General features: G+C 57.8%; 22 protein-coding genes and 1 riboswitch. Of the genes, 13 read left to right on the top strand and 9 right to left on the bottom strand.

All coding sequences use genetic code 11. The annotated features are described in order from the left end of the window. The first annotated feature begins 74 nt into the window (after nucleotides 1-74). The 4 genes from VN577_09625 to VN577_09610 all read left to right on the top strand — a co-directional run bounded on the left by VN577_09625 (nucleotide 75) and on the right by VN577_09610 (nucleotide 2644). Nucleotides 75-626: a PRC-barrel domain-containing protein gene (locus VN577_09625; GenBank protein ID HWR15078.1), complete on the top strand. Its 552-nt coding sequence runs from the start codon at nucleotides 75-77 to the stop codon at nucleotides 624-626. A 78-nt stretch (nucleotides 627-704) separates the two neighbouring features. After that, nucleotides 705-1244 (top strand): bacillithiol transferase BstA, encoded by a 540-nt coding sequence (gene bstA, locus VN577_09620; GenBank protein ID HWR15077.1) that lies wholly within the window; start codon nucleotides 705-707, stop codon nucleotides 1242-1244. A 24-nt stretch (nucleotides 1245-1268) separates the two neighbouring features. Further along, complete coding sequence (locus tag VN577_09615) at nucleotides 1269-2384, top strand: alpha/beta hydrolase (GenBank protein HWR15076.1); 1116 nt, start codon at nucleotides 1269-1271, stop codon at nucleotides 2382-2384. Between the two features lie 59 nt (nucleotides 2385-2443). Continuing rightward, nucleotides 2444-2644: a dodecin family protein gene (locus VN577_09610; GenBank protein ID HWR15075.1), complete on the top strand. Its 201-nt coding sequence runs from the start codon at nucleotides 2444-2446 to the stop codon at nucleotides 2642-2644. Here the strand turns inward: VN577_09610 and VN577_09605 are convergent, their stop codons facing one another. From VN577_09605 to VN577_09595, 3 genes are read right to left on the bottom strand one after another with little or no spacing between them, the layout of a single operon-like run. Next, nucleotides 2645-3013: a helix-hairpin-helix domain-containing protein gene (locus VN577_09605; protein ID HWR15074.1), complete on the bottom strand. Its 369-nt coding sequence runs from the start codon at nucleotides 3011-3013 to the stop codon at nucleotides 2645-2647. It abuts the gene before it with no gap. Between the two features lie 42 nt (nucleotides 3014-3055). After that, nucleotides 3056-3811 (bottom strand): ATP-binding cassette domain-containing protein, encoded by a 756-nt coding sequence (locus VN577_09600; protein HWR15073.1) that lies wholly within the window; start codon nucleotides 3809-3811, stop codon nucleotides 3056-3058. Nucleotides 3812-3847: 36 nt separating this feature from the next. After that, a complete protein-coding gene (locus VN577_09595) occupies nucleotides 3848-4153 on the bottom strand; it encodes a PilZ domain-containing protein (GenBank protein ID HWR15072.1) in 306 nt (101 codons plus the stop codon). A gap of 113 nt (nucleotides 4154-4266) precedes the next feature. Between VN577_09595 and VN577_09590 the strand changes: the two genes are divergently transcribed. Both VN577_09590 and VN577_09585 read left to right on the top strand, forming a co-directional pair. Then, nucleotides 4267-4986, top strand: a complete 720-nt coding sequence (locus VN577_09590; GenBank protein HWR15071.1) for a lysophospholipid acyltransferase family protein — start codon at nucleotides 4267-4269, stop codon at nucleotides 4984-4986. Nucleotides 4987-5063: 77 nt separating this feature from the next. Next, a riboswitch (cobalamin riboswitch) is annotated at nucleotides 5064-5227 on the top strand. A 26-nt stretch (nucleotides 5228-5253) separates the two neighbouring features. Then, nucleotides 5254-7446: a TonB-dependent receptor gene (locus tag VN577_09585; GenBank protein HWR15070.1), complete on the top strand. Its 2193-nt coding sequence runs from the start codon at nucleotides 5254-5256 to the stop codon at nucleotides 7444-7446. A gap of 65 nt (nucleotides 7447-7511) precedes the next feature. Here the strand turns inward: VN577_09585 and VN577_09580 are convergent, their stop codons facing one another. Then, nucleotides 7512-8774, bottom strand: a complete 1263-nt coding sequence (locus VN577_09580; protein ID HWR15069.1) for a hypothetical protein — start codon at nucleotides 8772-8774, stop codon at nucleotides 7512-7514. A gap of 40 nt (nucleotides 8775-8814) precedes the next feature. Between VN577_09580 and cls the strand changes: the two genes are divergently transcribed. The 3 genes from cls to dnaN all read left to right on the top strand — a co-directional run bounded on the left by cls (nucleotide 8815) and on the right by dnaN (nucleotide 12397). Beyond that, nucleotides 8815-10134 (top strand): cardiolipin synthase, encoded by a 1320-nt coding sequence (gene cls / locus VN577_09575; protein HWR15068.1) that lies wholly within the window; start codon nucleotides 8815-8817, stop codon nucleotides 10132-10134. Next, nucleotides 10065-10868 carry an endonuclease/exonuclease/phosphatase family protein gene (locus tag VN577_09570; GenBank protein HWR15067.1) on the top strand — a complete coding sequence of 268 codons (804 nt, stop codon included), beginning with the start codon at nucleotides 10065-10067 and terminating at the stop codon, nucleotides 10866-10868. Before cls ends, VN577_09570 begins: the two co-directional genes overlap by 70 nt. Nucleotides 10869-11278: 410 nt before the next feature. Beyond that, complete coding sequence (gene dnaN, locus VN577_09565; protein HWR15066.1) at nucleotides 11279-12397, top strand: DNA polymerase III subunit beta; 1119 nt, start codon at nucleotides 11279-11281, stop codon at nucleotides 12395-12397. A 72-nt stretch (nucleotides 12398-12469) separates the two neighbouring features. On the opposite strand, the gene VN577_09560 is transcribed toward dnaN, so the two are convergent. Together VN577_09560 and VN577_09555 are read right to left on the bottom strand one after the other, a co-directional pair. Further along, nucleotides 12470-13570: a mechanosensitive ion channel domain-containing protein gene (locus VN577_09560; GenBank protein ID HWR15065.1), complete on the bottom strand. Its 1101-nt coding sequence runs from the start codon at nucleotides 13568-13570 to the stop codon at nucleotides 12470-12472. Nucleotides 13571-13640: 70 nt separating this feature from the next. Next, on the bottom strand, nucleotides 13641-14858 hold the full coding sequence (locus VN577_09555; protein ID HWR15064.1) for a heparan-alpha-glucosaminide N-acetyltransferase domain-containing protein: 1218 nt from the start codon (nucleotides 14856-14858) through the stop codon (nucleotides 13641-13643). A gap of 160 nt (nucleotides 14859-15018) precedes the next feature. On the opposite strand from VN577_09555, the gene VN577_09550 reads away from it, so the two are divergent. Then, nucleotides 15019-15756, top strand: a complete 738-nt coding sequence (locus VN577_09550; protein ID HWR15063.1) for a phosphatase PAP2 family protein — start codon at nucleotides 15019-15021, stop codon at nucleotides 15754-15756. 10 nt (nucleotides 15757-15766) lie between these two features. On the opposite strand, the gene VN577_09545 is transcribed toward VN577_09550, so the two are convergent. Beyond that, on the bottom strand, nucleotides 15767-16129 hold the full coding sequence (locus VN577_09545; GenBank protein HWR15062.1) for an Ig-like domain-containing protein: 363 nt from the start codon (nucleotides 16127-16129) through the stop codon (nucleotides 15767-15769). Between the two features lie 176 nt (nucleotides 16130-16305). On the opposite strand from VN577_09545, the gene mscL reads away from it, so the two are divergent. Both mscL and gyrB read left to right on the top strand, forming a co-directional pair. Further along, the gene (mscL, locus tag VN577_09540) at nucleotides 16306-16722 is read left to right on the top strand and encodes a large conductance mechanosensitive channel protein MscL (protein HWR15061.1); all 417 of its coding nucleotides are present in this window, start codon (nucleotides 16306-16308) and stop codon (nucleotides 16720-16722) included. A 360-nt stretch (nucleotides 16723-17082) separates the two neighbouring features. Beyond that, nucleotides 17083-19746, top strand: coding sequence for a DNA topoisomerase (ATP-hydrolyzing) subunit B (gyrB, locus tag VN577_09535; protein HWR15060.1), 2664 nt, complete (start codon nucleotides 17083-17085; stop codon nucleotides 19744-19746). Between the two features lie 534 nt (nucleotides 19747-20280). Here the strand turns inward: gyrB and VN577_09530 are convergent. Both VN577_09530 and VN577_09525 read right to left on the bottom strand, forming a co-directional pair. Beyond that, on the bottom strand, nucleotides 20281-20859 hold the full coding sequence (locus tag VN577_09530; GenBank protein ID HWR15059.1) for a TrmH family RNA methyltransferase: 579 nt from the start codon (nucleotides 20857-20859) through the stop codon (nucleotides 20281-20283). Continuing rightward, the gene (locus VN577_09525; GenBank protein HWR15058.1) at nucleotides 20859-22052 is read right to left on the bottom strand and encodes an MFS transporter; all 1194 of its coding nucleotides are present in this window, start codon (nucleotides 22050-22052) and stop codon (nucleotides 20859-20861) included. Before VN577_09525 ends, VN577_09530 begins: the two co-directional genes overlap by 1 nt. 404 nt (nucleotides 22053-22456) lie before the next feature. Between VN577_09525 and VN577_09520 the strand changes: the two genes are divergently transcribed. Next, complete coding sequence (locus VN577_09520) at nucleotides 22457-23041, top strand: hypothetical protein (protein ID HWR15057.1); 585 nt, start codon at nucleotides 22457-22459, stop codon at nucleotides 23039-23041. Nucleotides 23042-23453 lie beyond the last annotated feature (412 nt).

The following is a 23453-nucleotide window of genomic DNA, read 5'->3' as shown; positions in this document are numbered from 1 at the left end:
ACTCTTGATGTAACCGAAATTCATGCTGCGGCATCAGAACAAGAGGGCTTCTGCCTTTCTGGATACGCAAAACTGTGTCGCACCTTGCAACTTTGCGCGATTATCGATTTCACAACTCCTCTGAGGACATCAGGGGCTTTAGTCTTTTCGGTGAGAGCGGAAAGCAGATTGCAAGTGTTAATGACGTCGTCCTTGACCATGAGGGCGGAACCATCCAATTCGTCGTCGCAGATTCTGGACACAACAGGAACGTCCTGATTCCACTCAATCGGCTCTCGCGCTCGCTGACTCACGACCGCGCTTTCAGCTCCAATCTAGCCGCTTCTGACCTCGACCGGCTTCCGATCTTTAATCCGGCAATGCTCAACAGCGATAACTGGGACGACTACGAGCGCCTGTTGCACTCGGCCCTGGAAGATGTGGCCGACGCACGCCGCGAATCACGGGTGAAGCCGGCGCGAGAGAACGTGTTATCGATCAACCGAGGGGCACGGTCCCAGATCAGCTCAGACGCGTTTCCCAGTCTTGGGCCGACCTTCCGGGGGTTCCAGGAAAGTGTTCGCCGCGAACTGCAACACATCAAGAACGAATGCGGCGACTGCGATAAGCGTCGACGAATCGCGTAAGTGAACGTGCTTTAGAACTACAATTCCTCGCCTTGGTTCATCTTTCCAACAGAGCTGCGATTGTGCTCTTATGGATGCATGAGCACGCCCGTTGTCGCCTCCGACCCGCGCTATCCGATTGGAAAGTTTCATTACGATGGCCCCTTCACGCAAGCGCAGATCGCAGGCATGATCCAGGTTATCGCCGAAGCGCCGCAGCAGCTTCGTGCCGCGTTGGCCAGACTCAACAACACACAACTCGACACACCGTATCGCGATGGCGGATGGACTGTGCGTCAGACGGTCCATCATTTTGCCGACAGCCACATGAACAGCTTCATCCGCTTCCGGCTCGCACTCACCGAAGACAAGCCCACCATCAAGCCATACGACGAGAAGCTCTGGGCCGAGCTGCCGGACAGCAAGGAACCGGTGGAGGTTTCGTTGAAGCTGGTGGAGGCTCTCCATCATCGCTGGGTCGCCATGATGAAGGCGTTCAAGCCGGAAGACTGGCAGCGCACGATGGTGCATCCGGATCGCGGAGAAATCAGCTGCGAGTTCAACCTCGCCATCTACGCCTGGCACTGCAAGCATCACGTGGCACACATCACGGAGTTGCGGAAGCGCAAAGGCTGGTAGAAGACGGTCGCTGTTGTTCCTGAAATGGAACGAACTGAAGCAAGTTCGCGGTCGTATATTGCTGCAGAAGCCATGCGCCTTTGCGTACTTACGGCTGTGCTGCTTGTGAGCATCGCGGCATCTGCTATCGATGCACCGTCGCGCATCGCATATTGGGATCTTCCCACCGGGTCGCGCATCGCATACATACATTTCAAGGCCGCATCAGCGGCAAAGCAGACGCCACTCGTGTTTCTGCATGGCGGCCCTGGTGCGTATCTGGTGGATCATCCAGCCATAGCCGACGGGTTCTATCGCGATCTGGCGAAACTTGGTTTCGACGTGTACATTTACGATCAAATCGGAAGCGGCCATTCGGCGAGGCTTGCCGATCCTCGCCAGTACTCGGTAGATCGACACGTTCGCGATCTCGAAGCCATACGGCAGCAGATCGGCGCACCGCAGTTCATCCTCATCGGGGATTCATGGGGCGCGACGCTAGCGGCAAACTACATGGCATTGCATCCGGAACATTGCGCGAAGGCAATTTTCTCCGGCCCGGGTCTGCTGGAGCCTGGCAAGATACGTTCAACAACCTACGACGACGCTCCCATGACCAAATCTGCCGAAGCGTTCTTTTCGCATCTGTACGGCAATCCTCGGTATCGCAGACTACGCAAGTTGATCCAGAGCGATCCAATGGCTGCGAATCGTATTGCGCCCGACCAGGAGATGGATGCGCAGCTAGATGCGTTCGTGCAGCGAAGCCTGCCGTTTTTGGTTTGCGATCCGACTCACGTGCCATCGGACGAGTCGATCAAGGGCATGGGATTTTGGGTGAACGCGATGACCGCGGCTGACATGGATCGTCATCCGCATTCGATTTCCGCAGCGCTTTTGAGAAATCGCACACCGGTGCTTATTCTGCGGGGCGGCTGCGATTACGTGCGCTGGGACGTGGCGTACTCATATAAAACGACTTTCCCGAATTCGATATTGCTGTACGTGCCAGATGCCGGACATGCGTTCGGATACGATCAGCCGAAGATATATTCCGCCGCGGTTAAAGCCTTCCTGCTTGATCAGGCGCTGCCCGTAGCTCCGTTTGCGGGTACTTCGGAACCGCCCCGTGTCACTCCGAAAGCTGCCTACGGGTTTTAGGTCATTTCTCGCGCTGCCAGTGGCTGTGCTACCTTGAACGGCTGCAAGGAGGTAGTCATATGGTCCAGAAAGTAATCGAAATCGTCGGCTACTCGAAGGAAAGCTTTGCCAAGGCTGCGGAAAACGCCGTAAAAGAAGCCGCTAAAACCGTGAAGGGCATCAAGTGGGCGCGCGTGAGTGAATTCGAGATGGAAATCGACGCCGACAAAGTGCTGCAGTATCGCGCCAATACGAAGATCTACTTCAACGTCGAGCACTAACTATTTCTTTACCGTCACGCGTCCTGAGACTTTGTCGAATTCGTCCTGTGTGAGGACGCGTTTCGTCACCAGTTGATCAGTGTTTGCATACGGGCGGGAGGCGATGATTCGGTTCGCCTTCTCGTCCGTAACACCGGGCAGCTTCTTCAACTCGTCTTTCGTGGCCGAGTTGATGTCCACCATCCTTGAGCGCTGCAGGCCTTCTTTGATTCCCTGTGCTATCGCCTTCGAGTTTTCTGCCGCCGTTTCTGTAGCCTGGGCTGCTCTCTCGCGAATTTCTTCCGGCGAACGGTCGCGTGTGCTGCACGCTGTACATCCCAGCATCAGCCAAAGCGAACACAGAACCACCGTAAGCACCGCGAAACGCATGATGGTGTGATGATGGAAGGGCTCTGACTTGTTGGCTTGGGGTCAGGCGATCTCGGGCGTGGCTCTCAGCAAAGTTCGGGTGTAGTCGTGCTGGGGGGCCGACGTGATCTGCTCAGTATCGCCGAGTTCCACCAGTTTGCCGTGATACATCACGGCGATGTGGGTGGCTAGATATCTCACTACCGGCATCGAGTGAGAAATAAACAGATACGTCAGTCCGAACTCGCGTTGTAAATCCTTCAGCAGGTTTACGATCTGCGCTCCGACGCTCACATCCAGCGCCGATACAGGTTCGTCCGCCACGATGAACTTCGGGCGCAATGCCAGCGCACGAGCGATTCCGATGCGCTGTCTCTGGCCTCCGCTGAACTCATGGGGATAGCGCCGCAGCGCCGATGCGTCCAGGCCCACGGCTTTCATCAGCGCGCCCGCGCGGGTCCTGCGCTCTTCACGCGACATCTTTTCGTGAACGACGAACGGTTCCGATACGACCTGTTCCACGGTCATACGAGGATCGAGCGAACCGAATGGGTCCTGGAAAATGATCTGCATCTGGCGGCGGAGCTTTCTCAACTCGTTCGCATTGGCGGAAGTCACATCTACTCCGTCGAACGAGACTGAACCGGAGGTTGGCTCAATCAACCGGAGGATCAATCTGCCGAGCGTGCTCTTACCTGAGCCCGACTCGCCGACAAGGCCGAGTGTCTCCCCGGCTTCGATGTCGAGTGACACGCCATCTACCGCGCGTGTACGCCCGTCGAAGATCTTGACCAGGTTGTGAACGGAAACCAGCGCCACAACAGAAGTGTAACGGGGGAGGATGGAAAGGAGAACCTAGAACAACTGGAGGCCGATGTCGTATCCGCTACCTGCCGCACAGGTGCGAACGACCTGTGTGTCAACTTCTCCCCACGAGAAGAAGACACGCACTTGCTGACCTTCCGGTAAGTCGTGAGGGATGCGAACGCGCAATCCGTGCAGGCTGAAGTCCATCAGCCGCGCCCGGATCTCTTTCTCATGCGCGCCTTCGTTCGCAAGCAGGACTACCTCCCCTTCGGCTCCGAACCGCGGCTCACGCCGGCGATCCGCTTCGTTCTTGCTGTCCATCAGAGGAAATGGACTGGTTGGAAGTGTGTTCATCTCTGCAGCCATAGCAAAACAGTAACCTTCACCTACCACACCGCGCAACGCACCAAGGTAACTCCATACCCGAAAGTCACCTGGGCCGCGCCGCTCACGTAAAATGTTCCCCAGTGGCCACTACGACAGCCTCCGTCGATCCGCAACCGCCTGCCCCACAGGGATTTACCCTGAAGCAGCGTTTTTCCATTTGGCTGGTTACCTGGGTCGGCTATCTCAGCATGCGCTTGATTGGGCCTACGTTGCGTTGGCAATCCAGTATCGAAGAGGGAGGCCCGGCCACCATCTCACCCGAGAGAACAATATACGTTTTTTGGCACCGCGCTGTCTTCTCCTCAACGTGGTTTTATCGAAATCGTGGTATCTCGGTGATCACCTCCAGTAGTTTCGACGGCGAATACATCGCGCGAATCATCGAGAAGCTCGGCTATAAGGCCGTTCGGGGATCCAGCAGTCGCAACGCCGTCCGTGCGCTCCTCGGGTTGCACACGGAAATCGAAGAAGGCCGTAGCGTGGGATTCACAATTGATGGTCCCCGTGGACCCCGTTATGTCGCTAAGCCGGGACCGGTTCTGCTCGCCCGGAACACCAAGGCGCCGATCATGCCCTTTTACACGGCTATCGAAAAGGGTTGGGTCTTGAAGTCGTGGGACCGTTTCGTTATCCCTAAGCCGTTTTCGCGTGCTCATCTTCGGATTGGCCGCCTCATCCATGTGCCGAAGGACACCAGCTCCGAACAGGCTCAGCAGCTACACGCAGAGATGCAGGCGGCGCTTGACCGCGTCCGTGAGTATGCCGAAGCGCAGCTTCCCCACTCCAACACCCGCGCGTAACGGTTCAAAGCAAAGCATCTTCTTTGGATTGACACTCAAACCAGCGCCCGATTACAGTCAAAGCTGCAACTTGTTCTTTGCCAATCTTTGGTTCGCGTGTTCGGGAAGCGGGTGCAATACCCGCGCTGCCGCGCAACTGTTAGCGACTTCGTTTTGTCGTTCGGCCACTGCGTTTCGTGGGAAGGCCGTTCGAGAGTAGCCGTCGCAAGCCAGGAGACCGGCGTGAACCTTCCGTAAACCCCTTTCGCGTGAAAAGGAGGAACGCCCGTGCGTCCACGCCTGATTTTCTTTTTACTTCTGCTTTCGACACATTCCTTTGCCCATGAAGTGACCATTAAGGTCGCCAGTCCCGATCACCAGCCTGTGGGGAATGCCCGCGTCCGTATCTTTCCAGCCGCGTCGCGCACGGCGACCATTTCGACGGTTACCGGAACTCAGGGAGAGACTGTCGTCGATCTCCCAGAGGGTAAGTACAACATTGAAGCCCTCGCGCCCGGTTTTGCGCGTGCCAGCAGCAGCGTCTCTGTTCCCGAATCAAGCCAAGCTGCCTTTGAGCTTCAGATCGCCGGCCCATCGCAAACGGTCCAGGTGACAGCGACCGGCGTTCCGATCGAGACCGCTGTCTCCGGCGCCGATGTAAGCACTCTGACGCCGCTCGAACTGGAGAACCAGCAGCCCATCGCGCTCAGCGACTCACTTCGGGTTCTTCCCGGCGCCGTGCTCAACGCCTCCGGACGCCGAGGCGGGCTCACCGCACTCTTTGTGCGCGGCGGCGAATCTCGCTTTAACAAGGTGATCGTCGATGGTGTTCCCGTCAATGAAGTCGGAGGACAATTCAATTTCGGGACCACTTCGTTGATTGGCGCCGATCGCGTGGAATTCATGCGCGGAGCCCAGAGTACCCTCTACGGTTCCGACGCCATGACCAGCGTCGTACAAGTGTTCAGCGCGCAAGGCACCACGCGCACCCCCGAACTTCGCTTCGGCGCCGAAGGCGGAACCTTCGATTCCGCACGCGGCTACGCCTCGCTTGCAGGCGCGATCCATCGCTTCGACTACAACCTCTTCGGTGAGCAGACCAACAGCGCAGGCCAGGGCCCCAACGACGCCTACTCTCTCTCTGCACAGGGCGGAAACATCGGCGTCACACTTCATCCGAAAGTTTCTCTCCGCCTACGCGCTCGGCACGACAATGCCCGCGTTGGCGTTCCGAACGCCTGGGTTTACGGCGGACAAGCCCTTCTCCCACCGGACCTCGACGGCTTCGCCCGCGACAACAACTTTCTTTCCTCGCTCGACTTAACCATCACCCCCAGCGCCAACTGGCGTCATCGTTTCACCGGATACGAACACAACCAGAAGCGCTACAACAACGATCCCTCCGCCGACCGCGGTTGCGATTTCCCGTACTTTCTCGACTGCCCCTTCTACCAGCGTGACCACCAGAACCGCGCGGGATTCGGCTACCAGGGAGAATGGTCACCTGTCGGCTCACTTCGCACCACGTTCGGTTATGACTTCGAGAACGAAACCGGATCGGTGGATGAAGACTTCAGTGGTTTTGCCGCGAAGATTCACGGCCTGCGCCGCAACCATGCCGGATACGTCGAGCAGATAGCCGTTTGGAAACGACTCACTGCCACGGCAGGGGTTCGCGTCCTCCATAACGAGAGCTTCGGCAACCGCGCGGTACCGCGCATTTCGCTTTCCTTACTCGCACTGCGCGGGAACGAGATCTTCTCGGGGACTCGCTTTCGCTTCACCTATGCGGAAGCCTTCAAGGAACCTACCTTCGAAGAATCGTTCGGTGTGGGCGCGTTCGGAATCATTCCCAACCCCAATCTCAGGCCGGAGGAGAACCGCTCGTTCGAAACCGGTTTCGAGCAGTCGTTCTATGCCGGAAAATATTCACTGAGCGCCACTTATTTCAACAACCGTTTCCGCAACCTGGTTACGCTAAGCTCGCTTTCTCCGCTGGAAAGCCAGTACGTGAACCTGAACCGCACCATGGCTCATGGCGCTGAAGTCGGGTTCCACGCGCGCTGGCGCAATGCGATTCGCCTCGACGCTTCTTACACTCACAATTCCACGCAGATTCTTTCCGCTCCACTTGCCTTTGATCCCATCAACGCCGCTGGGCGCCCGTTGCTCCGTCGCCCGAAGCATGCAGGTTCGCTGCTGCTGAACTATTTCGGTAAGCGGTGGGGTGGCAACATCGGCGGCAGTTTCATCGGACGCCGCCCGGACTCCGACTTTCTCTTTGGTGCCGTTCCTCCCGTGGACCACACGGCCGGATACGCGCTTGTGAACGTCGGGACCTGGTACGCGCTGAATAGTTTCGTAACCTTCTATGCGAACGTGGATAACGTCCTCAATCGCCGTTATGAGGAAGTCGCTGGGTATCCGGCGCTGAAAGCGAACTTCCGCGCCGGCATGCGCTTCCGGTTCGGCGGAGAGTAACTCCCCTGGAACGCGAAGGGCAGGCGTTCGCGCCTGCCCTTTGCTTCGCCCGTCGATGTCCCTTTTTATTTTGATCGTCCGCTCGCGATCCAATGTGGTTGAGCGCCCACTTGAATCGGCGAAGTCTGAGTGTAGTCTGCGACACGTACTACGCTCACATTGGAAGAACCAGAGTTCGTAACGTAGCCATACTTGCCGTCGGGCGAAAACGCCACATCCCATGGCTGCGAACCCAGGCTGTTGAAGGTTTTCAACACAGTATTCGAAGACGTGGAAATTACCGTTACGCTCCCCTGCGAAGTGTTCGTAACCCACAACTGGCTTCCGTCCGGGGTCTCTGCGAGACCATGTGGGTCTGGAGTCGCGACCGACCCAACGACAGTGTTTGAACTTGTGTCGATGATCTTCACCGCCTGCGCGGCCTGATCCGGAACGTACACAAATTTTCCGTCCGGCGAGGTCGCGATCGAATAGCCCCAGCCCGTGTCGATCGTTTGCGCGACCGTATTGTTCGTCAGGTTCAGCACGTAGACAGATCCCAACTCGGTATCGAGAGCATAGCCACGCGTTGCGTTCGGTATCGCGATTGCCCCCGGAGAGGTCCCCACGTCTTTCACCGTCGCCGCCACCGTATTGGTGCTCGTATCAATGACGGTTACTTTCGAATCCAGATGCATCGTGTCCGTCACATACGCGAACCGGCCGTCTGGCGTGATTGCGATCGGTCCCGGATCCTGGACTGCGATCTTTGCCACTACCTTGGAAGTGCTCGTGTCGACCACGTACACAGACTGACTGGTGTAGTCGCTCACGTAAAGCAAACTCCCGTTTGGGGCGAACGCAAGTCCGTTGATCTCCTGGCCCACGGTTACGGTCGAGGACACCTGGTTAGTACTGGTGTTGATGAGCGAAACAGTCCCGTCCGTCCAACTGCCCACCGCAACCAGGTTCGTCGGCGCGCTGGTTGTTCCGCCACCGGTTCCCCCGCCAGTGCCACCGCTATTGCTCCCACCCGAGCCTGTGTTTGCGCCGCTGGTCGGAGTGCCACCAGCGTTAGTGCTGCCAGGCGTGCCCCCGCCCGGGTTATTCCTGCTGTTTGATGATCCCCCGCCGCACCCAAATAATGCGAGCAGCAGTGCGACTGCATAAACAAAAGATGTACGTTCCCCTTGAACTTTCAATCCCACCTCACGAACGTGCTTTGATAGCTGCGATGTCGGTGGATGGAACTGCTGTTGCACTTGCGATCTCGAAATCCAAAGCTGCCGCTCGATACTGCCTCTTTGCTGAGTTACTCGCTCATCCGACCCTTGCTTCAAAGCTCGCATCACATCTACTTACACCGCCTGGTACAGGCGGGAACGAACCATGCAGCGGGTCTACAACGTGCCACTTCTCGGCGAGTTCACCGTTTCCAACACCTTCGTGGTGTTAGCCTGCTTTGCCATGCTGGCACAGGCCATCATCATCGTGGTCGCTTTGTTCGGCCCCAGTCCGAAATACAAGATCACCATGCCCGGACAGGAATCGGTTTCCTCCGACCAGTTCGTATGGAACCTGGAGGCTATTACCGACGCCAAGCTCAACCACTCCAATAAGCTCGATGTCTTCACGAACGGCGACCAGTTCTACGAAGCCGAACTCGCTGCGATTCGATCAGCCAAGAAAAACGTCAACATAGAGGCTTACATCTTTCAGGAGGGTGAGATCGCTAAGCGATTCGTGGACGCCCTCACCGAACGCGCCCGTGCGGGCGTGCAGGTCCGGCTCGTTCTCGACGGACTCGGAAGCCTTGGCACCACAGACTCTTACTTTGGCGAACTAAAGAAAGCCGGCGGTAAATTCGCCTGGTATCACCCGGTGCGTTGGAACACTCTGCCGCGCTACAACAACCGCACCCACCGCGAACTGATGGTTATCGACGGAACGGTCGGCTTCATTGGGGGCGCCGGCATCGCCGATCACTGGTACAAGCAGACAAAGAAGGATCAACCCCGCTGGCGCGATACCATGGTTCGTGTGGAAGGCGACGTCGTCCCGAACCTGCAAGCTACTTTCGCAGAGAACTGGCTGGAGTCCTGCGGCGAACTGATAGCCGGTCCCGCCTTCTTCCCCATCATCAAGCGCGATCAGGCCCAAACGGCCATGATCGTGAACTCCATGCCCTCGGCCGGGGGTTCCACCCGCGCGCGCGTGCTAATGCAATCGCTGATCGCTTCAGCGCACAACTCAATCCTCATCACCACGCCCTACTTCCTCCCCGATGAGAGCATGAAGGAAGAACTTATTCGGGCACGAAATCGTGGAGTTCAGGTCAAAATTATCGCCCCCGGACACCACAGCGACCACATGGTCACCCGCAGCTCTAGCCAGCGCTCCTACGGAAAACTGCTCGAGGCCGGCATCCAGATATTCGAGTACCAGCCTGCCATGATCCACGCCAAAATACTGATCGTGGACGATGTCTGGAGCGTGGTTGGTTCCACGAACTTCGATAACCGGTCGTTCGGACTGAACGACGAAGTCAACCTGGCGGTGTACGATCACAATTTCGCGAACCGGCTCGAGGAAGATTTCGCCCGCGATCTCTCCAACAGCCGACAAATCACGTACGATGAGTGGGCCCACCGGCCGTTCTGGCAACGCGGAACCGAACTCTTCGGTTGGGTCATCGAACGTCAGCAGTGAACTGCACCGTACGAATCGCCAGTTACAACGTCCATAAGTGCCGTGGAATGGACGGTAGACTCCGCCCCGAGCGGGTTGCCGATGTCCTGCGCTCTCTCGACGCCGACATCATCGCCCTGCAAGAGGTGATCGCCGGCTCGACGGGCGATCCCACTTTGAACCATCCCCAATACTTCGCATCCTTGCTTCCGGGATATTCAGTCATCTTTGGCGAAGCTCGGCTGCATCTTGGTGCGCCGTATGGGAATGCATTCCTCAGCCGCTTACCTGTCGTTCGCAGCCAAACCTATGACCTGACCCGACACGGCCGCGAGCGCCGCGGCTGCCTTCGCGCCGACGTCGACTGCCAAGGCCATCTGCTGCATCTCTTCAACGTCCACCTGGGCACGTCGTTCTTTGAGCGGCGTCACCAGGGACGCCAACTGATCTCGACCGACGTGCTCAAATCCGCCGAGCTCAAAAATCCCGCCATCGTTGTCGGCGACTTCAATGAATGGACCCGCGGACTCGCCACCCGCCTCATGTCCACTCACTTTCGCAGCGTCGACGCACGGCTTCACTTGCAACGCCGCAGCACCTATCCCGGTTTCTTCCCCTTGCTTCACCTGGACCATTTCTATTTCGACGAACGGCTCACGCTTCGTCGCGCCCAGTTAATCCGAAACAAACTCACTCTCCTTGCCTCCGACCATCTCCCTATAGTGGCCGAGTTCGACTTAGACGCGTCGACTTAAGGCTTACACCTAACCTATTTCTCTCCTTCCACAACCGTCAGGTACCTGCAACCCCTATCGCTATTGATTTCTTTCCACCTTTCCACAATTGGGCTTGTGAACAATTCCGGGAAAATTGTGATTCGGCTGTGGAAGCCGTGGAAGGTTTGCACCTGTTTTCCCGATACGGACCAGTCCCCCACTCCGGCTCACAGATGAGGCCCCGTCTTCCAAGTCGGCTGTATACGCTCAAAGCCGCTCCAGAGCCTATTTTGGGCCAGCTTTCCACATTTCCTCTGCCATCTACTACTGTTTCTATAAGGGACTATATTTCTTTGATTTTCTATTTGATATATAAGTAAGCCATTCCTATAAGCACCGGACGCCGTCTGCTTCTGGGAATCTCAGGGTCCGGGAGTTGGGAGAAGGTCATGGAAATCACAGTTTCTAAATTCGACTTACTAAAAGAACTCACCGCCACACAGGGCGTTGTAGAGCGTAAGACCACCATCCCGATCCTTTCACACTTCCTCTTCGAAGCCGCAGGCGACAAACTCGCCATCACCGCAACCGATCTTGATCTCGGTCTCCGCACCTCCTGTCCTGCAAAGGTAAAGAAGGAAGGCTCCTGCACTATCCCAGCTCGCAAACTTTACGACTACGTTCGCTTGCTGCCCGATGGCGATATCACCATCAAGTTGCTCGAGAACCACTGGGTGAACATTCGCAGCGGACGCTCCAACACCAAAATGGTCGGCATGGCCCGCTCGAACTTCCCGGCGCTGCCCACGTTCCCAACCAGCGGCACCATCAAGATTCCCGGCCAAGTACTTCGCACCATGATAGCCAAGACCATCTTCGCCATCTCCAGCGAAGAATCGCGTTACACGCTGAATGGCGCGCTCATGGTTCTGAAACCGGAATCGATCGTCATGGTCGCCACCGACGGACACCGTCTCGCCCACATCGAGAAAGCTCAGGAATCTTTCCCCGACGTTCAGGAAATGAAAACGCTTGTCCCCAAGAAGGCGATGGCGGAACTCAACTCGCTGCTGAACACCAGTGAAGAAGACTTTGTGGAATTTGCGAAAGACGAGTCCACATTGTTCTTCCGCGTCGGTGGACGCATCCTCACCTCGCGCCAGTTGACCGGCCAATTCCCGAACTACGAAGCCGTCCTCCCGCGCGACAACAACAAGTACGTCACCGTCCGCTGCGAAGACATCTCCTCCGCCATACAGCGCGTGGCCCAGTTCGCCGACGAACGCTCCGGCGCCATCAAGCTTCGCCTCGAAAAAGGCAGCATGACGATCTCGTCCTCCTCGGCCGAGACCGGCGAGTCCGAAGACCAGATCGAGACTACCTACCAGGCTGACCCGATCGTCATCGGCTTCAACTCGCAATACTTGCTCGACTTCCTGAAGGCTTCCAGCGGCGGAGAAGTCCGGTTCGAGTTCAAGGACTCCCAAAGCGCCGGCCAACTCCGCCCCGACGATAACGGCGACGTCCAGTTCAAGTACCGCTACATCGTGATGCCGATGAGGATCTGAGGCAGCTTAAGAAAGAAGCGAAGGCCGGGAAGACCCGGCCTTTTGCATTTTGTGCATTCTTACTTCTTGAGCCTACGACGCCCTTCTCTCCCGCTCCTCTTCTGCTCCTGTTAGTACGCCTTGTATCTCCGCCCTCGTCCGCGGCAGGCTCTCCGGATAGTTCGCTTGTAGAAATGCAATCAGCTTCTCGCGGACCAGGCATCGCAAATCGAATGCGGTTCCTGAGTTTGCCGCGCTCATCAGCGCGCGTAATTGAAGTGTGCGTTCGGTCGCATCCGTGACCTGTAGCGCCCACGCCCTTCTGTCCCACAGCGGACTGCCCTCCAGAATCCGGTGCAGTTCCTCGCGCACTGCATCCACCGGCACGCTGTAATCCACGTACAGAAATACCGTCCCGAGCAAGTTCGCTCCCGTCATCGTCCAATTCTGGAACGGTTCTTCAATGAACTTCGACAGCGGCACCACCATCCTGCGCTCGTCCCAAATCCTCACCACCACGTACGTCGTCGTGATCTTCTCCACCCTGCCCCATTCACCCTCGACGATCACCACATCATCCAGGCGAATCGGCTCCGTCAGCGCAATCTGCAGCCCGGCGATCAAACTGGAAAAAGTCGAGCGTGCTGCCAATCCGGCCACCAGAGCCGCAATTCCCGCCGACGCAAACAGGCTCTGTCCCACCTGCCGCACCGACGGAAACGTCATGAGCATCACCGACAAGGTGATAATCACGATCACCACCGTCACAATCCGTTGCAGCACCGAGACCTGTGTCTGCACGCGCCGTGCCCGAAGGTTGTCCTCCACGTCTATGCGGTATCGGACACCCAGCACATCCTCGAACACCCGCAGCAACGAAACGAGCAGCCATCCTGTGGACGCAATCAGACCCAACCCCACGGCGTGCCGGAAGTGCGCCGCCCCAACATCTGATAACCCCAATCCGGGAGACACGCTCAGCAGCGTCAGCAGTGGGAATATTGCGCGCGCAGGTTTTTCGGAATGGCGCAGCAGCGAATCGTCAAAAATGCTCGAAGTACGGCGGCTGAAGCGGTGTGCAATGCCGTACGCGACACGATGAACAATAAGTGCGCCCAGGACTGCCAATGAGCACGAGAGCACGACGATAATGGTGCGCTGAAAGACTGCACCCTGTTCAAGCAGGAATGACATTCCGCTGGAATCCTCCTCTTCATAGGAGTCCAGCAACACCGAAATGGTTGAAGAGCTTTCGTAATTTAGTTCATAGATAACTCAGCCACTTCGACCGGCTTCGCGCTTTCACTCCCGCATACCACGCGCACAGCGGATACAGAATTAACAATCCGGTGATCCACACCGCGTATGTCATGCCCAGGCTATGTCCGAATCCCGCAGGCGATTCCATGAAAGGACCGAGTGGCGTTTCGAAGTGTTTCCAGTCCTGCCCGGTCACGATCGACAATCCGATCGACAGCACGTGTGGCACCGGGAAGTTCAGCAGGTAGAAGAACAGCGGCACGCGACCGAAAGTGATCAGAGGCTTTGTCCACTTCGGCAGCGGACGCTCCAGCAGCGCGAGCATGATCAGCGTCGGCCCAAGCGTCATCAGCAGGAACAGCAGCGACGGCGGCTGTTTCGACGTGTTCAGGAACGAGCACAGCGTCATGATGGCCGAGCTCTGGTGTTGCCAATGCGAAGGATCACCGTAGCCATTCACCAGTCGCAGCAGCACAAACCCGGCGGTCATCACTGATCCCGCATAGATTAATTTCCGGCGCCTGGTTTCACCCGCTTCCTTGTACCACTCACCGAGCAGGAAGCCTGCGGACATCACGAAAATCCACGGGATCCACGGATAGCCATCGAAAATCGTCGGATTTGCCGGCTTCAGAACTCCCGGTTGATGCAACAGCACCCACAGCCACGACCAGCTTCCCAGCGCGGCAGCATTGATGCCATCGAACAAATTGTGCCCGGCGATCGCAACCACCGTTACCACGGCCAGCACTTTGCGTGGCAGGTAGATCATGGCCGACATCGCCACCATCGCGCAGCCGAGCGACCACAGCACCAGCATCCATACGAACGAGTACGTCAGGTTGAAGCTGATGCCCCATCGCCCGAGCGTGAATTCCAGCGCGATAATCCACAGCCCGCGCGTGAAGAGGAACCACGACATCTCGCTCCGCGTCTTGCCCCGGCCCATCGCCAGCGCCGCTCCCAGTCCTGCCAGCAACATGAATCCCGGCGCGCAGAAATGCGTGATCCACCGCGTAAAGAACAACGCCGGCGTGGTCGTCGCCATGTCCGTTGGGCCGATCGAGTTGTTCATGATGAAGTCGCGCGTGTGGTCCAGCAGCATGAACGCCATGATCGTTCCGCGCCACAGATCCACCGAATCCAGGCGCGGGCGCACCGGAACCGCGTTCAATTCAGTCGTAGACGGAAAAGCAGGCGTAGTTACGGCAGATTGAGCCATCAGACCTCTTTTTGGAAAACTTATGGAATCCCCACGGTGCCGGAGAATAGCACATCATCCGGGGAGCAACGCCAGAGGCGGGCAGCCCCATCCCGAGCACCTGAATCCAACCGCTGTACTCTGAGCCCGTCTCTTCGACTCAGTTCGATTGGGTGCCATCATGTCCCTGTCTGTTCGCGTGTATCTCTTTGTCCTCCTCGTCGGAACCTCGTCCCTGAACCTGTCTGCCCAAACGCCCATCTCCGCTCCTTGCGGCTTTGGCTCCGCCACGCAAGTCGCTACAACCGACACGAAGACCTTGTGGCATGGCTTCACCGGCATTCCTCGCAACGCCATTCGTCCACATAATCTTGCGTGGGAACTCCCCATTGCGGCGGTCACGGGGGCCCTGATTGCCCAAGGAGACTCTTCGGCGGCAAATCGTATTCAATCGAAGTCGCTTCAGGATGTCAGTTCAAGATGGTCGAACATCGGGCTCGCCATGGAGCTGGGTGCCGGCGCGCTGACCTGGACCGGAGGATGCGTAAGTCACCGTTCGCGGGCCGCCGAAACCGGATTCACCGCCCTCGGAGCGATGGCTGCCGCCGGTGTGATGGATCAGGTCCTGAAGTTGGGATTTAATCGCGAGTATCCATACGACCCAGGAAGCACCGGCCGGTTCTGGCATGGCGGCCGCTCATTTCCCTCTGGACATTCCGCGATGAGTTTCGCCTTCGCCTCCGTGGTCGCACACCGGTACCCACATAATCCCTGGGTGAAATGGGGAGCGTACGCGCTCGCGACCGGCGTGAGCCTGTCGCGTTACCCGGCGAAGAAGCACTTCCCGTCCGACATCATCATCGGTGCGACACTCGGCTACGTGACGGGAAGTTATGTCGCGGATCACACGCTTCGCTGAAGAGGTCGCCTTACTGGCAGGTCAGCGTTGCGGTCGCCTTCTGACCGTTAACCTCGGTTGCCGTAATGGTCGCCGGTTGGCTCGTCGCATTGACGCAGGTCGCCAGACCCGTTGCGCTGATCGTGGTATTTACAGCGTCCGAGGTCGTCCACGTTACGCTCGGCATCGCCTGCATATAGTAGCAACCCTGGTCGTTTCCTGTGATGGTCCACTTCGCCGTGAACTGCAGTTGGTTTCCCGGCGCAATCGAGGTGTGATTAGCAGACCCTGTGGCAGGCTCAACTGCCAAAACCTGCGGCGGACAATTTTGGGTACCACACCCCAGCGCCATCGCCAAAGCAACCAGTAACATTAACGATGAAAAGACCTTCATGGTGATCTCCGGCGGTTACATTAACACGAAAGTTCTAACCCGACAGAAATCCAAAGTTGCTGTTTTGTAGTTCCGTCCCGATTTGGGCTTTCCCAAAATGGGCCACCCGATGGGCCGCCCCGATTGACGCCCCTCGCCATCGGCGTTACTCTGCCCTGCACCCGTGGAGGGTTCCCATGAAAGGCTTCAAACAATTCCTGCTTCGTGGCAACGTCGTTGACCTGGCGGTTGGTGTCGTCATCGGTGCGGCGTTTGGCACAGTTGTCGCCTCTTTCGTGAAAGACATTCTCACCCCGTTCATCGCTGCCATCGTGAAACAGCCCGACTTCTCAGCTCTGTTCGTCGAGATCAATGGCAGCAAACTCATGTACGGATCGTTCCTCAACGCGTTGATTGCGTTTCTGCTCGTGGCCGCAGCCGTGTACTACTTTGTCGTGCTGCCCGTGAACGCCCTTGTTGCTCGCGCCCGGAAAGAACCTGCGCCTGCCGATCCGACGACAAAGAAGTGCCCGGAGTGCCTCAGCGAGATTCCTATCGACGCTCGCCGTTGCGCCCATTGCACCTCGCCGTTGGCCGCCGGCGCGAAGGCCTGACGCCGCTCAAGATCTGCCCTTCCGGAGGCCTCTCAATCGCCTCCGGAGGGCAGTTCCCGGACCCGCTTGCAAGGGCAATTTTCAGCCCTCCTAACCCGCTGAAACTAAGCCGTTTACTGCCCGGCTTCGCCCTGCTTTCCGGGGCTGTTCTGTGCTAAAATAGAACTCGGTTGGGCGACCCTAAATCTCTGTAATTTCAATCACTTGAAGTGAATCGAGAGGCGGAGCCGGAGCTCGGCTCAAACGCCCGTAGCGTGCCCAATCCGAAGTAGAAATCCTCGCCGCCCCAGCGTGCCTTACGAGGGGTTCTCAAGCGCGAGGTTTGTGTGCCCTTCGGTGCACAAGGGACATTGAGGTTGCATGGCCGCGAAAGAGACCCGGAACGGAACGACGGCAGTCGCCGAAACGAAAGAGACCAAGATCGAAAACACGAGCGCAAAAGCTAACGGCAAGAACGGCGCCGCTAAGAACGGCAACAATGGTGACAACGGCAATTACACCGCCGACTCCATCAAAGTGCTCGGCGGCATGGAAGCCGTCCGCAAGCGTCCCGCCATGTACATCGGCTCCACCGGCGAAATGGGTCTTCACCACCTCGTGTATGAAGTCGTGGACAACTCCGTGGACGAGGCCCTCGCCGGCTACGCCTCGAAGATTGACGTCATCATCCACATCGACAACTCCATCACCGTGATCGACGACGGCCGCGGCATTCCCGTCGACGAAATGGACGTCGATGGAGAGAAACTCCCCGCCGCCCAGGTCGTCATGACCGTGCTTCACGCTGGCGGTAAGTTCGACAGCTCCACCTACAAAGTCTCCGGTGGTCTGCACGGTGTGGGCGTGAGCTGCGTCAACGCGCTCTCCGAAGAACTCGAACTCGAAATCTGGCGTGACGGCAGCACTTACGAGCAGACGTACTCTTGTGGCGAGCCCACTTCCAAGCTGAAGAAGACCGGCAGCTCTGGCAAGCGTCGCGGGACCAAGGTGCACTTCACGCCCGATAAAACCATCTTCACCGCCACCGAATACAACTACGACACGCTCGCGCAGCGTCTGCGCGAACTTGCCTTCCTCAACAAGGGCCTGATCATCACGCTCACCGACGAGCGCAATACCGACGCAAAGACCGGCGAATCGAAGCGTCACGAATTCAAGTACACGGGCGGCATCGCGGAATTCATCAAGCACCTGAACCGCGGCAAGAATGTCCTGCACGATAAGCCGATCTACATGGAAGCCGAGCGCGACGGTGTCGCCATGGAAATCGCGCTCCAGTACAACGACGGCTACTCCGAGAACGTTTTCAGTTTCGCCAACAACATCAATACCGTTGATGGCGGCACGCACCTGCAGGGCTTCCGCACGTCGCTCACGCGCACCATCAACTACTTCGGCAAGCAGCTTGGACTATTCAAGAGCGACACCGAATCGCTCAGTGGAGATGACGTCCGTGAAGGCCTGGTTGCCGTGGTCAGCGTGAAACTGCCGCAGCCTCAGTTCGAAGGACAGACCAAGGGCAAGCTCAATTCCGACATCGCCGGCATCGTGCAGGCGTTCGTGAATGAAAAGCTCGGCGCCTACTTCGAACAGAATCCCACGGCCGCCCGCAAGATCATCAACAAGGCCATCGAAGCCTCCCGCGCTCGCGAAGCGGCCCGCAAGGCCCGCGATCTTACACGCCGCAAAGGCGCGCTTGATGGCGGCGGACTTCCCGGCAAACTTGCCGACTGCTCCGAACGCGATCCGAACCGTTGCGAACTCTTCCTCGTCGAGGGTGAGTCCGCAGGTGGAACCGCAAAGCAGGGCCGTGATCGCCGCTTCCAGGCCATTCTTCCCCTCAAGGGAAAGATCCTGAACGTCGAGAAGGCGCGTTACGACAAGATGCTCGGCCACGAAGAAATTCGTGCCTTGATCACCGCGCTCGGCACCGGAATCGGTAAAGATGACTTCGACGCCTCCAAGCTGCGTTACGGCAAGATCATCCTCATGACGGATGCCGACGTCGACGGCTCCCACATCCGCACGCTGTTGCTCACCTTCTTCTTCCGCCATATGGGCGAGTTGATCAAGCGCAACAACGTCTACATCGCGCAGCCGCCGCTCTACCAGATCCGCAAAGGCAAGTCGCAGCAGTACATCAAGGACGATCGCGACTTCGTTCGCGTCATGGTGAAACGCGCCGCCGACGGTATGGTTGTGCGACACGGAGATGCTGCCGCGAAAATCGAAGGCGCCACGCTCTCGAAGTTCATGACCACGCTCGACGAGTACATGCGCTTCTACGACAAGGTCTCCAAGCGTGTCCGCAACGAAAGAGTTGCCGACCTGCTGCCGCGCCTCGATCTCTCCAAGCGCGCCGACTTCGAAGGCGACAAGAACTCCACGCCGAAGAAGCTTGAACGGCTCGAGAAGGAACTGAACAAGCTCATGAAGCCCGAGCAGTTCAAGGGCGTCAACGCGCGCTTCGACGAAGAGCACGAGCTCTGGGAAGTGGCCTTCGTCAACTCCCAAGGCGCCGAGCACGTCATCAACTGGGAGATGGCTTCATCGCCCGAATACCGCCAGATGATGTCGAAGTTCAAGCAGATCGATCAGTACATGGAACCGCCGTTCGTCATCGAGTGGAAGGGCAAGGAAGACACGAAGTCCGACAAGGAAGAACTTTCCGCCGAAGAGGCCGAGGCACTCGAAAAGGCGGAGAAGAAAGCGCCGAAGTCCGCGCCGCGCCGCAAGCACGACGAAATCGTCGAGAAGCAGACCGCGCGCGAACTCTTCGACTTCGTTCTGAATGAAGGCAAGAAGGACTTCACCGTCCAACGTTACAAAGGTCTGGGCGAAATGAGCTCCGGACAGCTCTGGGAAACCACCATGGACCCTGAGCGCCGTACGCTGCTCGCCGTGAAGGCCGAAGATATCGAAGCTTGCGAAAGCATCTTCTCCACCTTGATGGGCGAAGACGTCGAAGCACGTCGCAAGTTCATCGAAGAGAACGCCCTCGACGTGAAGAACCTGGACATTTAGTTCGTCGTAGCAGCAGCATCCTATCTACATGGCCCGCTTGGGAGTTCCCACGCGGGCTTTTCTCTTCCGCCGTTAACTCGCGGAAGCGATACAATTCTTCCGACCAGATTTACCGCCGGAGGATGACATGGCCTACATGATGTCAGCTTGCGGAGTTGTATGTTCGGATTGCCCAGCCTATCAGGGCACTAACCGGGGAGTTACTCACCAGAAACGCGTCGCGAGGGATTGGGCTCGGATCTTCGATCTCCACGAACCTTTCACAAATATTTCATGCGGTGGCTGCTTGGGTCCCGAGGACGAACTCTTTCACACCAGTCGGGGGTGCAATGCAAGGCGCTGCTGCCTCTCCAAAGAGTTTGTCAGCTGCGCCGAATGTCCGGTGCAGGAGTGTCTCGATCTGGCAAAGGCACAATCCATGTGGGACAGCGTGCCAAAGCTCGCAGAAAAGTTGTCGCGCGAAGACTTCGCCACTTACGCACAGCCCTATTGCGGACACCGGGGCCGGCTAAACGAAATTCGCTGCGGGCTTGGTCACCCACCCCGTTCCTGAAGCGCGCAGTACTTCCGCAGCAATTCGTACATCACGACCCCGCCTGCGGTCGCCACATTGAGGGAACCCTTCTGTCCCAACATCGGGATGCGCACATGCGTGTCGGCCATCTCCAGCAGTTCAGGACGCAGTCCATCCACTTCGTGACCGAACATCACGCACACGGGAAATCTCGGCTCCCACTGAAACAGATCAATCGTGTTCGAGCCGGTTTCCACCGCCACGAGCTCAAATCCGCTGTCGCGCAAACGCCCTGCCGTCTTCACTGCGTCCCAGTCATGTTCCCATGCGACTGTTTCCTCAGCGCCCAGTGCTGTCTTCGTGATCGCCTTCTTCGGCGGATGCGCCGTAATTCCGCACAGGTACAACTTCTCCAGGTTCACACCGTCCGCCGCGCGAAAGAATGCGCCGACGTTGTACATGCTCCGCACGTTATCGAGCAGGACCGCAGCCGGCAATCGCACGCCCTCATATCCACTCGACAGCCAGGCGTTCCGACGAACCACACTTTCCACTTCTGCCGAGTCCCCTGCGTCGCCCAAAACTTCCCGCTTGCTCATCAGTCGCCCACCAACTCAATCTCGCTCGCGTCCACCCGCTCACGAGGCCAACTGCTTACCCATGCCAGCCACACGCTCAGTAACGCCATCGCTCCCAACAGAGCCACGCATCCCGGCCACGCCCACCACTGCCAGAACCAGTCCGTGACTGTGGCACCAACGGTGCCTCCCAGGTAGTAGAACGTCACGTACAGTCCTGCGGCCGACGACCGCGCCCGTCCCGCAATCGCGCCCGTCTGCACCGTCGCCGCCGCCTGTGCCACGAACACGCCCGAAGAGAAAATTGCCAACCCGAAGACCACCACCGGCAGCATCCTCACCAGCGTTAGCAGCAGTCCAGCGATCATCATCCCGCAATACAGCACGCTCGTCCGGCGAAAGCCGAAGTGGTCCATGAACCGTCCCGACGCCGGCGTAATTACCAATCCCAGCAGATACACGAAGAAGATGCTTCCCAGTTGCGCCGAATTCAGACGAAACGGCTCGCCAGCCAGGTAGAAGTTCGCATAGGTAAAGCAGCCCACCAGCGCCATCAAAACGCTCGCGCCCATGCCGAAATTTGCCAGCAGCCGCGGATTCCGCAGATGCTCCTTCGCATGGTTCAGCACCTGCCCGAGCCCTTCCGCTGGAACGAAGTTCTTCGCCTTCGGCAGCCACGCTCGTACAGCCAGCGCGCCGGCAAAGTTCAATAGGGCAAGCACAACGAAGGTCGCGCGCCAGTGCCAGTGTGTTGCCACCATCCCGGAGAGGAACCGCCCCAGGAATCCGCCGAACACCGTGCCTGTCACGTATGCTGCCATCGCCTTGCCCACGCCGCGGCCGGCCCACTCTTCGTTGACGTAAGCCAGGATTACCGCGATCACGCCCGGCACGAACAGCCCCTGCGCGAATCTCCAGAAGATCAGCGCGTGCAGACTCGTCGACGTCGCCGCCAGCGCCGTCGGCACGCTCAGCAGAAACAGCGACGGTACAATCACCTTCTTCCGCCCGCGCCGTTCGGCAATCATTCCGATCACCGGGGCCGTCACGGCCGTCGCGAAAATCGTCGCACTTACCGTCAGGCTTACCGCCAGTTCCGACGCGTGGAAGATCTGCCGAAACAGCGGCAGCAGCGGCTGTGTCGAATACACGTTCAGGAACGTGCACACGCCCGCCAGCATCGTCGCCACCGTCGTCTTGTCCAGCTTCTGCAAAGAGCGTCAGTCCTGCGTATTAGTGTATCCGCTGCGCTTTGCGAAACTCATCAACCAGATCGCAAACCTACGCGCCTGGTGCCCCATATCTGCCGGCAGTCGGCAGATGCGGGATTCCACCGACGTGCACACTGAGAGACTTCGAACGTTGACTCCTCCTTGCCACCATTACTGTTTCGGGAATCGGGCCGGTCGAGATCGAATCGGAATGGACACCACGCGAGCGTGAGAGCAAAATCACTGGCAGTCGGGAACGGATATTTCTCTGTCCCCCCGATTAACTCGTCTGAGACGAAGGATCAACAACAACCGCTCCGGGAGCGGAGAGCAGTGGACTCCCACCTTAACGTCCCAAACAGCGGGACGTGAAGGTGGGGCACGGAAACGCCGTAGTTAGGTGAAACATGGGCCACCAGCCCACCAGCCAATATCGTCGTCAGCACAACTGGCAAAAGGAAATAGGGGGCATGATGAAAGGACAATTACTGACTCTTGCTCTTGTGGCCGTCCTGGTGCCGGTTGTTTCGGTAGCCGCGGCGGCCCAATCTCAACCGGAACAACTGACCGGCGAAGGAGCAATCGTCGCGTTTCATAAGCAGTGGCGCCATCCCGTCTGGAATTCCAAGAGTCGCGAGATGTCGGAGTTCGCCACACGCGCAGACCTTTGGATAGTGCGTATAGACCGCTGGATGAGCGGCAGGGCGGAAGGAAAATACTTCCTTGTTAACTACATGCTGTATGAAAGAGCTGTCAGCAATCGAGAAGTCAATCAATCGAAGTTGCGCTTTCACCTCCGTGCACCACAGGAAGCAGAGGGGCCCAAACCGTGCCTGGGCGTTGCTGCTGGAGGCCGCATGACAGACTTCCAGCGAACACAACCAGGCCAAACCGACTCCATTCCCCGATTGAAAGACCTTCCGTGTCTTGTTGCAGAGAAACCACCCACAGTCGTCAAAGCGACGGGTGGCCCGGCCAAACGTCAACGTTAAACCGGTGGTCAGACGGACTCTGCTCGAGCAACTCACCGCAGGCCTCGATGAACGTCTTCTTTGGGTTTCTTCCGAAACAGTGGCCATTTCCCGTCTCGGCACTACCCGCTCCGGAGCCTGTCAAGGGGGTCACCGCGTCCTTTTCCCCGCAACATCTTGAAAACACTCGCAAAATAAATTTCCAAACCTTGGCATGATGCCCCCACCCCAATTGCTATCCTCAAAATGTAGGTGGTGAAGACGAATTTTCCGTCTCACCACCTTTCGTCTTTGCCGACGACCAACGACTAAGGACTAACGACTTGCTTTACCGAAAAACCGACGAACTGAGGAACTGATGAACTGGTAAGCCCTTTATTTTCATATATGCGCTGTCTAACTCCCTTGCTTTCATATACAGATTCTCCATATA

Source organism: Terriglobales bacterium (genome assembly GCA_035561515.1).
Taxonomy (GTDB): domain Bacteria; phylum Acidobacteriota; class Terriglobia; order Terriglobales; family Acidobacteriaceae; genus DATMXP01.
Note: the sequence above shows the minus strand (reverse complement) of the source record. Positions and strands in the feature narration are given on the sequence as shown.